This is a genomic window from Catenuloplanes niger (assembly GCF_031458255.1).
Classification (GTDB): domain Bacteria; phylum Actinomycetota; class Actinomycetes; order Mycobacteriales; family Micromonosporaceae; genus Catenuloplanes; species Catenuloplanes niger.
In genome coordinates this window covers 6,759,360-6,772,489 of the sequence record NZ_JAVDYC010000001.1, presented here as the reverse complement: position 1 = coordinate 6,772,489, position 13,130 = coordinate 6,759,360, and the positions used below count along the sequence as shown (strand labels likewise).

The 13,130-nt window shown below is 72.1% G+C and carries 12 protein-coding genes; 4 read left to right on the top strand and 8 right to left on the bottom strand.

Features of this window, described 5'->3' with window-relative positions:
* Positions 1-11: 11 nt before the first annotated feature.
* Entirely contained in the window at positions 12-845 is an 834-nt protein-coding gene (locus J2S44_RS30115; protein WP_310420774.1) for an SDR family oxidoreductase, read from the top strand.
* 220 nt (positions 846-1,065) lie between these two features.
* Here the strand turns inward: J2S44_RS30115 and J2S44_RS30110 are convergent, their stop codons facing one another.
* A complete protein-coding gene (locus tag J2S44_RS30110; RefSeq protein WP_310420772.1) occupies positions 1,066-2,646 on the bottom strand; it encodes an MFS transporter in 1,581 nt (526 codons plus the stop codon).
* 144 nt (positions 2,647-2,790) lie between these two features.
* On the opposite strand from J2S44_RS30110, the gene J2S44_RS30105 reads away from it, so the two are divergent.
* Positions 2,791-3,288 (top strand): PaaI family thioesterase, encoded by a 498-nt coding sequence (locus J2S44_RS30105; protein ID WP_310420770.1) that lies wholly within the window; start codon positions 2,791-2,793, stop codon positions 3,286-3,288.
* A 170-nt stretch (positions 3,289-3,458) separates the two neighbouring features.
* Positions 3,459-5,078, top strand: a complete 1,620-nt coding sequence (locus J2S44_RS30100) for a methyl-accepting chemotaxis protein (protein ID WP_310420769.1) — start codon at positions 3,459-3,461, stop codon at positions 5,076-5,078.
* Positions 5,079-5,120: 42 nt separating this feature from the next.
* On the opposite strand, the gene urtE is transcribed toward J2S44_RS30100, so the two are convergent.
* The 7 genes from urtE to J2S44_RS30065 all read right to left on the bottom strand — a co-directional run bounded on the left by urtE (position 5,121) and on the right by J2S44_RS30065 (position 12,027).
* On the bottom strand, positions 5,121-5,819 hold the full coding sequence (gene urtE / locus J2S44_RS30095) for an urea ABC transporter ATP-binding subunit UrtE (protein WP_310420767.1): 699 nt from the start codon (positions 5,817-5,819) through the stop codon (positions 5,121-5,123).
* Positions 5,816-6,568, bottom strand: coding sequence for an urea ABC transporter ATP-binding protein UrtD (urtD, locus tag J2S44_RS30090; RefSeq protein WP_310420765.1), 753 nt, complete (start codon positions 6,566-6,568; stop codon positions 5,816-5,818). Before urtD ends, urtE begins: the two co-directional genes overlap by 4 nt.
* On the bottom strand, positions 6,565-7,740 hold the full coding sequence (urtC, locus tag J2S44_RS30085; RefSeq protein ID WP_310420763.1) for an urea ABC transporter permease subunit UrtC: 1,176 nt from the start codon (positions 7,738-7,740) through the stop codon (positions 6,565-6,567). The genes urtD and urtC overlap by 4 nt, the downstream gene beginning before the upstream one ends.
* Positions 7,737-8,576 carry an urea ABC transporter permease subunit UrtB gene (urtB, locus tag J2S44_RS30080; RefSeq protein WP_310420761.1) on the bottom strand — a complete coding sequence of 280 codons (840 nt, stop codon included), beginning with the start codon at positions 8,574-8,576 and terminating at the stop codon, positions 7,737-7,739. The genes urtC and urtB overlap by 4 nt, the downstream gene beginning before the upstream one ends.
* A complete protein-coding gene (urtA, locus tag J2S44_RS30075) occupies positions 8,576-9,799 on the bottom strand; it encodes an urea ABC transporter substrate-binding protein (RefSeq protein ID WP_310420759.1) in 1,224 nt (407 codons plus the stop codon). Before urtA ends, urtB begins: the two co-directional genes overlap by 1 nt.
* A 185-nt stretch (positions 9,800-9,984) precedes the next feature.
* Positions 9,985-11,316, bottom strand: a complete 1,332-nt coding sequence (gene hisS, locus J2S44_RS30070) for a histidine--tRNA ligase (RefSeq protein WP_310420757.1) — start codon at positions 11,314-11,316, stop codon at positions 9,985-9,987.
* Positions 11,317-11,337: 21 nt separating this feature from the next.
* A complete protein-coding gene (locus J2S44_RS30065) occupies positions 11,338-12,027 on the bottom strand; it encodes an MBL fold metallo-hydrolase (RefSeq protein WP_310420755.1) in 690 nt (229 codons plus the stop codon).
* 211 nt (positions 12,028-12,238) lie between these two features.
* On the opposite strand from J2S44_RS30065, the gene J2S44_RS30060 reads away from it, so the two are divergent.
* Positions 12,239-13,099, top strand: coding sequence for a peptidylprolyl isomerase (locus J2S44_RS30060; RefSeq protein WP_310420753.1), 861 nt, complete (start codon positions 12,239-12,241; stop codon positions 13,097-13,099).
* Positions 13,100-13,130: the final 31 nt, after the last annotated feature.

The window sequence follows — 13,130 nt, the reverse complement described above, 5'->3', positions numbered from 1 at the left end:
ACAATCCGGTCATGATCGAGATTGCGGTGACCGGCGTGACCGGTCACCTCGGCGGTGCCGTCGCCCACCGCCTCGCCGAAGCCGGCCACCCCCTGCGCCTGATCGCCCGCACGCCGTCGCGTGCCCCGTCGCTGCCGCACGCGACCGTCGCGGCCGCCTCGTACGGCGACCACGACGCCGTGGTCCGCGCGCTGCGCGGCACCGAGGTCGCGCTGATGGTCTCCGCGGCCGAGTCCGCCGACCGCCTGGACCAGCACCGCGCGTTCATCGACGCGGCCGTCGCCGCCGGCGTACGCCACCTGGTCTACATCTCGTTCTTCGGCGCGGCCGCCGACGCGGAGTTCACGCTGGCCCGCGACCACCACGCCACCGAGGAGCACCTGCGCGCCTCCGGCCTGGCCTGGACCGCGCTCCGCGACAACCTCTACGCCGACTTCCTGCTCACGCTGGCCGGCCCGGACGGCGTGATCCGCGGCCCGGCCGGCGACGGCCGGGTCTCCGCCGTCGCCCGCGTGGACGTGGCGGACTGCGCCGCGGCCGTGCTGCGCTCCCCGGCCGCCCACCGCGACCGCACCTATCACCTGACCGGCCCGGAGGCCGTCGGCCTGGCCGACGTGGCCGCGCTGTTGACCGCGCACACCGGCCGCCCGGTCAGCTACCACCCGGAGTCGCTCGCCGAGGCCCACGCGTCCCGGGCCCACTACGGCGCGCCGCCCTGGCAGCTCGACGCGTGGATCTCCACCTACACCGCGATCGCCTCCGGCGCGCTCTCCCCCGTCACCTCCGACGTCGCCCTGCTGTCGGGTCACCCCGCCACGCCGCTCCGCGCGCTCCTGACGGCCTGACGCGCCGCTCCGCGCGCTCCTGACGGCGTGACCAGCCGCCGGCCGGCGCGATCGACCGCCGGCCGGCGCGGCGTGATCAGGCCGCCAGCTGGCGTGATCGACCGCCGGCCGGCGCGGCGTAATCAGGCCGCCGGCCGACGCGGCCTGATCGACCGCCGGCCGACGCGATGTGCTCGACCGCCGGCCGGTGCGGTGTGATCGGCCGCCGGCCGGCGTGCGCCTACGAACCGCCCGGCCGGGCGCCGGCCGGGAAGAGGTGGCTGACCTCCGGCGCGCCCTCCGCCAGCGCGCGGGCGCGCTCCTCGGCCGCCCGGTCCGCCCCGGTGAGGCGCCCTTCGTGCTGGCGGAGGTGCTCCGCCCAGGACGGCACGAGGTACACCTCGACGAACGTGCCGGCGCCGGCGCCGTCCTGGAAGAGCCCCCACCGGTAGGCCCCGGTCCGCTGGACGGACCGGCGGACCGCGTCCATCGCGGTGATGAACGCGGGCGTGTTCTCCGCCGTGACCTGGTAGCGCACCGAGACCAGCACCGGGCCGACGCGCGGATCCGGCTCCAGGGTCAGGTGCGGTTCCGGCCAGAAGACCGCGGGCGCGCGGTCCATGTCCCGGGTGTCGATCAACGCCCAGAGACGCAGCGTGAGCGTGCCGGCCAGCATCAGGCCGGCCGCCGCGGTCAGCGCGACCGGCAGGCTGGTCAGGTCCGCGAGCAGGCCCCAGGCCAGCGCCGGCAGCGCCTGGGCCGCGGCGACGACGATCTGGTAGATCGACAGACCGCGGGCCCGGACCCAGCCGGGCAGGAAGAGCTGCATGGACGCGTTTATCGTCGACAGCACCGCGACCCACGCCAGGCCGGCGGGCAGCAGCGCGAGCATGACGACCGCAGGCGTCCGGACCAGGCCGAGGACCGCGAGCACGGCCGCGTAGACGACGCCGGCGGCGAGCAGCATCTGGTTGTTGGAGACCCGGTCGCGGATCGGGGCGAGCAGGAACGCGCCCGCGACCGCGCCGGCGCCGAGCACCGCGAGCATCAGGCCGTACCCGCCGGAGCCGAAACCCAGTCGCTGGCTGGCGACCAGCGGCAGCAGCGCCCAGAGCGCGTTGCCGGGCGCGATGAACAGGACCGCGCGGAGCAGGATGCGGCGGACCACCGGGGAGTGCCGTACGTAGCGGCTGCCGGCCCGTACCGCGGAGGTGAAGGGTTCCGGCGTGTGCGGCGCGGTGCCGGCGGGTGGGCGCCAGGCCGCGAGCACGACGGCGAACAGCACGAACGTGAGCGCGTTGACACCGAAGACGACGGCGGCGCCGGCCTGCGCGATGAGCAGCCCGGCGACGGCCGGCCCGATCGCGCGGGCCGCGTTGACGCTGATCGAGCCGAGCGCGGACGCGGAGACGAGCTGGTCCCGCGGCACCAGGTCGGGGATGGTCGCCTGCCACGCCGGCAGCGTCAGCGCCTGGCCGGCGCCGAGCGCGAACGTGAACGCCAGCAGCAGCGCCGGCGGTACGTCGCCGAGCGCGGTGACCAGCGTCAGCGCGCCGCCGATCAGCGCGAGCGCGGTCTGCACGGTGAGCAGCAGGCGGCGCCGGTCGAGGCTGTCGGCGAGCGCGCCGGCCGGCAGCGCGAGCAGGAAGACCGGCATCAGGCTGGCGGTCTGCACCAGCGAGACCAGCGTGGACGCGTTCGGCTCGCCGACCAGCAGCCACTGGGCGCCGACCGTCTGCATCCAGAGGCCGACGTTACTGACCAGCACCGCGAGCCAGAGGTTGCGGTAGACGGTGATGCGCAGCGGCCCGGTGATCGACACGCCGCACTGTATGCCCGGGGACCGTGCCGGTTATGCGGTCCGGATCGCCCGGCCGGACGCGCGCGGGCGGTGTCCGTACCGCCGGCTGATTTTCGGTTCCGCCGGGTCTCGCGGTGCGGCGGTCGCGGCTGGCAGGCTTTCGCCATGGACGAGACGCAGCGCAGCCGCACGTACGGCTGGACGGATCCCGCGGCGATCGCCGCTCACCTCGGCCGCCGCAGCGGTCTCGACCTGATCCGCGCGATGGCGGCGGGCGAGGTGCCGGCGCCGCCGATCATGCACACGGTCGGGATCGCGGGCATGGAGGCGAAGGAGGGCTGGGTCGGCCTGGAGTTGACGCCGCAGGAGTTCCACTACAACCCGCTCGGCTCGGTGCACGGCGGTGTCATCTCGACGCTGCTGGACACCGCGGCCGCGTGCGCGGTGCACACCACGCTGCCGGCCGGCGTCGGCTACACCTCGCTGGACCTGAACGTGAAGTTCGTCCGGCCGGTCACCGTCGCGACCGGCCGGGTGCGCTGCGAGGGCACGGTGCTCAACCGCGGCCGCCGGACCGCGCTCGCCGAGTCGCGGCTCACCGACGCGGCCGGCCGGCTGCTCGCCCACGGCACGTCGACCTGCCTCATCTTCGACATGCCGTGACCGCTCCGCCGGGCCGGGACCGGCCTGGAGCATCTGATCCACACCACGCCGGTGCTCGGCGGGCGGTAAAAAGCGGTGCCCGATGGGGCAAAAACATAAGACCTCGTGCCGACCGGTCGATTAGCCGGTTGCAGTCCGGTTGCGTCCGGTTCTGATTCGGGGGATGACAGATGAGCAGTGAGGCCTCCTCGGCCGCCCGGCGGGGCGGTCCGGCGCGCTTCTTCACCGACCGGGGTGTGAACGCGAAGATCCTCTCGGCCGTGGCCGTGGCCTCGGTGGCCGCCGGGGTGATCGGTGTGACCGGCTTCGTGCAACTCGACTCGCTGGCGGACAAGAACGAGCAGCTCTACACGGACAACGTCGCACCGTTGACCGTCCTCTCGTCGCTGCAACGCGACATCCAGGCCTGGCGCGCCCGGGTGCTGGAGTACGGCGGCGCCGACGCGGCGACCCGGACGACGCTGCGCGGCGAGATCGACGACCGGGAGAGCCGGATCGAGGCCGGCGCCGCCGAGTACGCGCCGCACGCGGTGGACCCGGACGCCATGCCGACGTTCGACGCCAGCTACGAGAAGCTGGTCGGCATCGCGGAGAACCAGCTGATCCCGCTGGCCGAGCGGGGACAGACCGGGCAGTTCTTCGCGGACTACCGCACCGTCTTCCTGCCGGAGATGACCCTCGCCGCCGACGCCATCGAGACGGAGAACGCGGCCGAGGCCGCGCAGGCCAAGTCACGCGCCGACGACGGTGCCGCGACCGCGGCCACCGGCAAGGAGACGCTGCTGATCGTCGGCGTCGTCGGCGTGCTGCTCGCGCTCGCGCTCGGCATCTGGGTGGCCCGGCAGATCGTCGGCCCGCTGGCCCGGGTCAACCGCTCGCTGACCCGGATGGCCGAGGGTGACCTCACGGACGAGCCGGACGTGCACGGCCGGGACGAGGTCGGCCAGATGGCGGCCGCGCTGGTCCGCGCGCTCCGGCAGACGCGCGAGGTGGTCTCGTCCGTCGGCGCGGCCTCGCAGAGCCTGGCCGCCGCCGCCGAGGAGACCTCGGTCATCGCGAACCAGATCGCCAAGAACGCGGAGGAGGCCTCCACCCAGGCCAAGGTCGTCTCGGCCGCGTCCGAGGAGGTGTCCCAGGGCGTGACCACGGTCGCGGCCGGCTCCGAGGAGATGGGCGCCGCGATCGGCGAGATCGCGCAGAGCGCCAACAACGCGGCCGAGGTCGCCGGGCAGGCGGTCGCGGTGGCGGAGTCCACCAACCAGACCATCGCCACGCTCGGCGAGTCGTCCCGCCAGATCGGCGACGTGATCAAGGTGATCACCGCGATCGCGGAGCAGACCAACCTGCTGGCGCTCAACGCCACCATCGAGGCGGCGCGGGCCGGCGAGGCCGGCAAGGGCTTCGCGGTCGTCGCGACCGAGGTCAAGGACCTGGCGCAGGAGACCGCGCGGGCCACCGAGGACATCTCCCGCCGGGTCGAGGCGATCCAGGCCGACAGCAACCAGGCGGTGACCGCGATCCAGGAGATCGCGGAGGTCATCGGCCGGATCAACGACTACACCACCACGATCGCGTCCGCGGTCGAGGAGCAGTCCGCGACCACGGCCGAGATGAACCGCAACGTGGCCGAGGCGGCGAGCGCGACCGGCCAGATCAGCGCCAGCATCGACAACGTGGCGGAGAACGCCCGGATCACGGCCGAGTCGGTCGCGGACGCCCAGCGTTCCGCCGCCGAACTCTCCCGGATGTCGACCGAGCTGCAGAGCACGGTCTCCCGCTTCACGTACTGACCGGGCCCCGCTCTCCATCGCGCCGGTGAGGTCATCACCCGATCACACGGAGAGAAGCTGGTGCAGGGACTCGTCGTGCAGGTCCGTGCGGTTGCCGGAGCGGACGACCTCGCCGGCGTCCAGGACGACGAACTCGTCGGCGAGGCGCAGTGCCGTGTCCAGGTACTGCTCGATGAGCAGGATGCCCAGGCCGGCCTCGGTGTGCAGGCGGGCGATCGCCTCCTCGATCTCCACGATGATCGAGGGCTGGATGCCCTCGGTCGGCTCGTCGAGCAGCAGCATGCGGGGGCGGGTGACCAGCGCGCGGGCCATCGCGAGCTGCTGTTGCTGGCCGCCGGAGAGGAAGCCGGCGCGGCGCTTGAGCAGACCGCGCAGCGCCGGGAAGAGGTCCAGCGCCTCGTCCAGCGCGGCCCGGTCACCGGCCCGCGTCGCCTCCAGCGTGACCCGCAGGTTCTCGGCCACGGTCAGCTGCGGGAACGTCTCGTGGCCCTGCGGGACGTAGCCGAGCCCACGGCGTACCCTCTCGTGGGTCTTCAGGTTCGAGATGTCCTGACCCTCGAACGTGATCGTGCCGGCGCGCGCGGGCAGCACACCCATGATGGCCTTGAGCAGCGTGGACTTGCCGACGCCGTTGCGGCCCATGACGCAGACCAGCTCACCGGCCGGCGCGTGCAGGTCAACCCCGAAGAGCACCTGCGCCCGGCCGTACGCGACGTCGAGACCCGATACCGCCAGCGTCATGTCGTGGCCTTCCGTGAGGTGGATCGTCCGAGGTAGACCTCCTGCACGCGCGGGTCCGCCTGGACGGCGGCGACCGTGCCCTCGCGCAGCAGCCGGCCCTCGTGCAGCACGGTCACCTGGCTGGCGAACCGGCGCAGGAACTCCATGTCGTGCTCGATCACCACGACCGTGTGGTCCTTCGCGACCGCCTGCAGCAGCTCACCGGTGCGGTCGCGCTCGCCGCGGCTCATCCCGGCCACCGGCTCGTCCAGCAGCAGCAGGCGCGGCCGCTGCACGATGAGCATGCCGATCTCCAGCCACTGCCGCTGGCCGTGCGAGAGCACTCCGGCGGGCCGGCCGGCCAGCGACGTCAGGCCGGTCGTCTCCAGCGCGGCGGTGACCTCGCCGGAGACGCCGCGCCGGGCGCGCAGCAGCGCCGGGATCCGGCGGCGGAACGACGCGGCCAGGTCCAGGTTCTCCAGCACGGTGAGTTCCTCGAACACCACCGAGGTCTGGAAGGTACGGCCGATGCCGAGCCGGACGATCGCGTGCTCGCGCCGCCCGACCAGCTCGGTGCCGTCGAACCGCACCGAGCCGGACGCGGGCCGGGTTCGTCCGGTGATCACGTCGATCAGCGTGGTCTTGCCCGCGCCGTTCGGCCCGATCAGGAAGCGCAGTTCGCCGGGCTGGACCGTGACGTCCAGGTCGGTGATCGCGTGGAAGCCGTCGAAGACCACGTTGAGGCCACGCACCTCCAGCCGCCCGGTCACGCCGTCACCCCGTCCCGCGCCGCAGCCGCTCCCGGGGGCGCAGCCGGTCCCGGGGGAGCCGCGGTGCCCGGGGGAGCCGCGGTGCCCGGGGAGGCAGCCGCGCCTGAGGAAGCAGCCGCTCCCGGGGAGGCTGCCGAGGTGGACGGCAGCCGGCGGCGGGCCAGCGCCACGCCGTCCGAGAGCAGCCCGGCCAGGCCGCGCGGCGCCCACAGCATCACCGCGATGAACAACGCGCCCTGCAGGTACGTCCAGCCGGACGGGAACGACTCGCTGAGCCCGGTGCTGGCGTAGTTGTAGAGCACCGCGCCGCCGATCGCGCCACCGAGCGAGAACCGCCCGCCGATCGCGACCGCCACCAGCATCTCCAGCGACGGCACCACGCCCAGGTCGGCCGGGCCGAGGATGCCGACCACCGGCACGAACAGCGCGCCCGCGATCCCGGCCGTCGCCGCCGACACCGCGTAGACCAGCGTCTTCACCACGGCCGGGTCGTAGCCGAGGAACCGTACCCGGTCCTCGCCGTCCCGGATCGCGATCAGCAGCCGACCGAGCCGGCTGCGGTTCAGCTGCCACGCGATCAGGAACACCACCAGCAGCGCCAGCACCACGAGGTAGTAGACGATCCGCTTCTGCGCCGGGTCGTAGAGGTCGAGCCCGAAGAAGAACTGCACGTTGGTCAGCCCGTTCGTGCCACCGGTCAGGCCCTGCCGGCCGACCAGCAGGATCACGAACGCGGCCGCGAGCGCCTGGGAGAGCACCGCGAAGTACGCGCCGCGCACCCGCTGCCGGAACACCAGCGTGCCGAGCAGCAGCGCGGTCACGGCCGGCAGCACCACCACCATGGCGACCGCGAAGACCGGGCTGCGGAACGGCGCCCAGAGCGCGGGCAGCGACTCCACGCCGCTCCACACCATGAAGTCGGGCAGCGCGCCGGGGCCGGCGTCGGCCAGCTTCAGGTGCATGCCCATGGCGTAGCCGCCGAGGCCGAAGAAGACGCCCTGGCCGAGCGTGAGCATGCCGCCGCGGCCCCAGGCCAGGTGGATGCCGACCGCGACGATCGCGTAGCAGAGCCACTTCGCCAGCAGTTCCAGCCGGAACGCCGGGAGCAGGGCCGGGGCCGCGAGGAGCAGCAGCCCGGCGAGCACGAGGACACCGAGTCTGGCGGATCTCATGTCAGCGCCCGGCTGCGGAGGACGAAGAGGCCCTGCGGACGGACCTGGAGGAACGCGACGATCACGGCGAACACCATCACCTTGGCCAGGCTGGCGTCGGTCCAGAACTCGACGAAGCTGTTCAGCACGCCCAGCACGAACGCGGCGATCACCGCGCCGCGCAGCTGGCCGAGGCCGCCGGCCACCACGATCAGGAACGCGTCCACGATGTAGTAGGTGCCGAGCGACGGCCCGACCGGCCCGATCAGCGTGAGCGCGACCCCGGCGATGCCGGCCAGCCCGGACCCGATGAGGAAGGTGAGCTGGTCGACGCGCTCGGTGGCGACGCCGCTGACGGCCGCGAGCTGCCGGTTCTGCATGACCGCGCGCATGCGGCGGCCCTGCCGCATCCGGGTCAGGTAGAGCGAGATCGCGCCGACACAGGCCAGGGCCAGCACCAGAATGAAGATCCGGCTGTACGGGATGCCGGCCACTCCCCCGGTCAGCCAGGACGGCGCGGTGACGCCGACGTTGGGCGCGCCGAAGATGTCCCGGGCGAGCTGCTGCAGGATCAGGCTGACGCCGAACGTGAGCAGCAGCGTGTCCAGCGGCCGGCCGTAGAACCGGCGGATCAGCAGCCGCTCCAGCACCAGGCCGAGCAGCCCCGCGATCACGAACGCCACCGGGAGCGCCAGCGTCACGTTCTGCAGCACGTAGGCCGTGTACGCGCCGACGAGCAGGAACTCGCCGTGAGCCATGTTGATCACGCCCATCTGGCCGAACGTGAACGTCAGGCCGAGCGCGATCAGCAGCAGCACCGCGCCCATGCTGGCACCGATGAAGAGCTGCGTCGCCATCAGCTCAGCCCTGTCGCCCAGTCGTACCCCTTGAGGTAGGGGTCCGGCTTGATCGGCTGCCCGGAGTTCCACACCTCCTTGATCTGGCCGTCCGGCTGCACCAGGCCGATCCGCGCGGTCTTGAACACGTGCTGGTTCTCGCCGTCGATGGTCACCGTGCCCTCCGGCAGGTCCAGCGCGACGCCCTTGGCCGCGGTCCGGACGGCCTCGGCCTCGGTGGTGCCGGCCTTCGCGACCGCGGCGGCCCACAGCTTGACCGCGTTGTAGCCGGCCTCCATCGGGTCGGAGGTGACCTTGTCCGCGCCGTACTCGGCCTTGAACGCCGCGACGAACGCCTCGTTCGTGGCACCGGCCGTGGTCTGGTAGTAGTTCCAGGCGACCAGGTGACCGGCGATGTTGTCCGGGCCGATGCCGGCGACCTCCTCCTCGGCCACGCTCACGCTGACCGTGGGCATCGCGTCCGCGGTGATCCCGGCGCCGCGCAGCGACTTGAAGAACGCCACGTTGGAGTCGCCGTTCAGCGTGTTGAACACCGCGTCCGGCGCGGCCTGCTGGAGCTTGTTGACCACGGTGGAGTACTCGGTGTGGCCGAGCGGCGTGTACTCCTCGCCGACGATCTCCATCCCGTTCGCCGCGGCATAGGCCTTAATGATCTTGTTGGCGGTACGCGGGAAGACGTAGTCGCTGCCGACCAGGAAGACCTTCTTCTTCCCCTGTTCGCGCAGGTAGTCCAGGCCCGGCACGATCTGCTGGTTCGTGGTGGCGCCGGTGTAGAAGATGTACGGCGAGCTCTCCAGCCCCTCGTACTGCACCGGGTACCAGAGCAGCGCCTTGTTGCGCTCGAAGACCGGCAGCATCGCCTTGCGGCTGGCGGACGTCCAGCCGCCGAAGACCGTGGCGACCCGGTCCGCACTGATCAGCTTCTGCGCCTTCTCGGCGAACGTGGGCCAGTCGGAGGCGCCGTCCTCGACGACCGGCTCCAGCTGCTTGCCCAGCACGCCGCCGGCCGCGTTGATCTCCTCGATCGCCAGCAGCTCGGCGTTCTTGACCGTGACCTCGCTGATCGCCATGGTGCCGCTGAGCGAGTGGAGGACGCCGACCTTGATCGTGTCGCCGCTCGCCGCCTGCGCGCCGTCGTCCGGCGAACCGACGCATCCGGACGTGACGGCGAGTACGGCGGCGAGACCGAGCGCGGCGAACGGATTCCGAAGACCTCGTGACATCCGACTTCCTCTCTGCCGGTGCGGGTGGAGAGGAAGCTAGGGGCGCGCCATTTCACATATCCGCGCCCATGAATGTCCGGCGCTTTAAGGACATCTCACAACGCTCGATGGATCGTTGTGAGGAGTGCTGTACGCAGCGTGACGGTGCGGCGGATTTTACTCCGCCGCACCCCGCACACGCCGGTTCAGACGGCGCCGGTGACGATCGGCCGCAGATCCTCCCGCGGCGGCGCCCAGGTCGTCGCGTCCGCGTCGGTCTGCTCACCGGAGCGGATGTCCTTCACGGAGTCCCGCTCGCCCGGGAACCACACGAACGGGATGCCGCGGCGCTCCGCGTACCGGATCTGCTTGCCGAACTTCGCGGCGCTCGGCGCCACCTCGGTCGGGATGCCGTTGCGGCGCAGCGCGGCGGCCGCCGCGACGCTGCGCGGGCGCTCCTCCTCGCTGTTCACGGCGACCAGCACGCAGGTCGGCACCGCGCGGGACGCGGTGAGCGCGTCCCGGCCGAACAGGATGGCGAGCAGCCGGGTGACGCCGATCGAGATGCCCACGCCCGGGAACACGTCCCGGCCGGACGTGGCGAGGTTGTCGTACCGGCCGCCGGAGCTGATCGACCCGAACCGCTCGTAGCCCTCCAGCAGCGTCTCGTAGACCGTGCCGGTGTAGTAGTCGAGCCCGCGCGCGATCCGCAGGTCCGCGACGACCAGGCCGGGCTTCTCCGCGACCGCGGTGTCGACCACCCGGACCAGCTCCTCGATGCCCTCGTCGAGCAGCGGGTCGGTGATCCCGAGCTGCTTGATCCGGTCGGCGAAGCCGCTGTCCGGCGCCTGGATCTCGGCGAGCGCCAGCACCTTCTCCGCCTGCGCGGCCGACAGCCCCTGGCCGGTCAGCGCCTCCGCCACCTTGGCCGGGCCGATCTTGTCGAGCTTGTCGACCTGGCGGAGCACGTCCTCGGTGCTCTCGATGCCGAGGCCGCGGTAGAAGCCCTCCAGCACCTTGCGGTTGTTGACCTGGATCCGCACCGGCGGGATCGGCAGCCCGCCGAGCGCGTCGCCGATCACCAGCGGGATCTCGGCCTCGTAGTGCGCGGGCAGCGTGTCCCGATCCACGATGTCGATGTCCGCCTGGTAGAACTCGCGGTACCGGCCCTCCTGCGGGCGCTCGCCCCGCCACACCTTCTGGATCTGGTAGCGGCGGAACGGGAACTGCAGCTTGCCGGCGTTCTCCAGGACGAACCGCGCGAACGGGACGGTCAGGTCGAAGTGCAGGCCGAGCTCGTCGTTCGTGGCGGCGTCGTCGCCCTCCCCGGCCTGGAGCCGCCGCAGGACGTAGACCTCCTTCGAGGTCTCCCCCTTGCGCAGCAGCTGGTCCAGGGGCTCGACGGCCCGGGTCTCCAGCGGTGCGAAGCCGTACAGCTCGAACGTGCGCTGGACGCGGCCGAGGATCTCCTGCTCGATGAGGCGCTGCGACGGCAGCCACTCCGGAAACCCGGACAGGGGCGTGATTCTGCTACTCAAGGCTGTTTCCTTCGACAGGGCTTACAGACCGCGGCCGGGCGCTTCCTGGCCGAACTCGCGGAGGTAAGGATTGGTGGCGCGCTCGCGCCCGATGGTCGTGGCGGGGCCGTGGCCGGGCAGGACGATCGTCTCGTCGGCGAGCGGCAGGACCCGGTCCCGCAGGCTCGCCCGCATGGCATCCATGCTGCCGCCCGGCAGGTCGGTGCGCCCGATCGAGCCCGCGAAGAGCACGTCACCGGAGAAACAGATCTCCTCGTCCGCGTTCCCCGGGAGCCGGAACAGCACCGACCCGCCGGTATGGCCCGGTGCGTGGTCGACCGCGATCTCCAGGCCGACCAGGTCCAGCACGGCGCCGTCGATCATCTCCACGACGTCGTCGGGCTCCGCGTACTCCAGGCGGCCGCCGAACAGCGCCCGGTAGTCCATGGACAGCGCCTTCGACGGGTCCTTGAGCAGCTCACGGTCGGCCGAGTGCACGTAGGCCGGGATGCCGCGCGCGCCGGCGACCGGCGTCACGGAGAACGTGTGGTCCAGGTGCCCGTGCGTGAGCAGCACGGCGGCGGGGTGCAGGCGGTGCTTCGCCAGCAGCTCCTCGAGCCGGTCGACGACGCCGATGCCCGGGTCGACGACCACGCACTGCTCCCCGGGGCCGGTCGCCACCACGTAGCAGTTGGTCCCGAAGGCATCGGCCGCAAAGCCGTCGACGAGCACGTACCCTCCCCGGTCCGGGTTTCCAGGCCAGCTTATCGGCAACGGCAAACGACAATCGGCAGGGCGCGAAGCGCGTCGATGATCTTTGATGGCGTGTCGGCGCTACCTGGGCGCCACTTTCCCAGCGGCTGGCCGTACACTACGCCCTCGTGTGGCGTGCCGCACTTACAGTGCGATCGCCCCAGCGGACCGTGACAGGAGATTAGGACTCGTGGCTCCCAGCAAGGAACGGCAGCGCAAGCTCGCGCGTGCGAAGCTCGACCGGCAGATGGCGCGGCGGGCGGCCAAGGAGCGCCGCCGGCGCCAGATCGGGGCGGCCACCGCCATCGGCATCGTGGCCGTGCTCGGCGCCGGCATCGCGGTGTGGGCACTGGGCGTCTTCGATCGTGACACGGACACCACCGAGGCGAGCGGCGAGGCGTGCTCGTGGACCACGCAGTCCGGCGCGGACGCGAGCCGCGACGTGGGCCAGCCGCCGACGGACGGCATCCCGTCCGAGGGCACCCGCCCGGCCACGATCACGTTCAACTCGCTGGCGCCGGTGACCGCGACGCTGAACATCACGGACGCGCCGTGCTCCGTGGCCAGCTTCAGCTACCTGGCCGGCCGGCAGTACTTCGACAACACGAAGTGCACGGAGATCACCGAGGAGGGCGCGCTGCACTGCGGCGACATCACCGGTGACGGGCTGGGCGGCCCGACGTACACGTACTTCGACGAGAACATCCCGGTCGCCACGAACCCGTCCGCCCCGCCGTCGGGCAGCGTCACCCCGGCGTACCCGGCCGGCACGATCGCGCTGACCTCGCCGACCCCGGGCCAGAACGGCAGCCAGTTCCTGATCTTCTTCAAGGACTTCAACCCGGCCACGCCGCAGTACCCGATCATCGGCTCGGTCGCGACCGGCCTGGAGACGGTGCAGGAGATCGGCAAGGCCGAGACCGTCGCGAACGACGCCGGCGAGAAGGTCGTGCCGAAGAACGACGTGCTGATCACGTCGCTGACGGTCGGCGAGGTGGGCGCCACGGCGGCCCCGGCCGCCCCGGCCGCATCGGCGTCCACAGCTTCCTGACTTACCCTGACCTCGTACCCGCTGCCAGCAG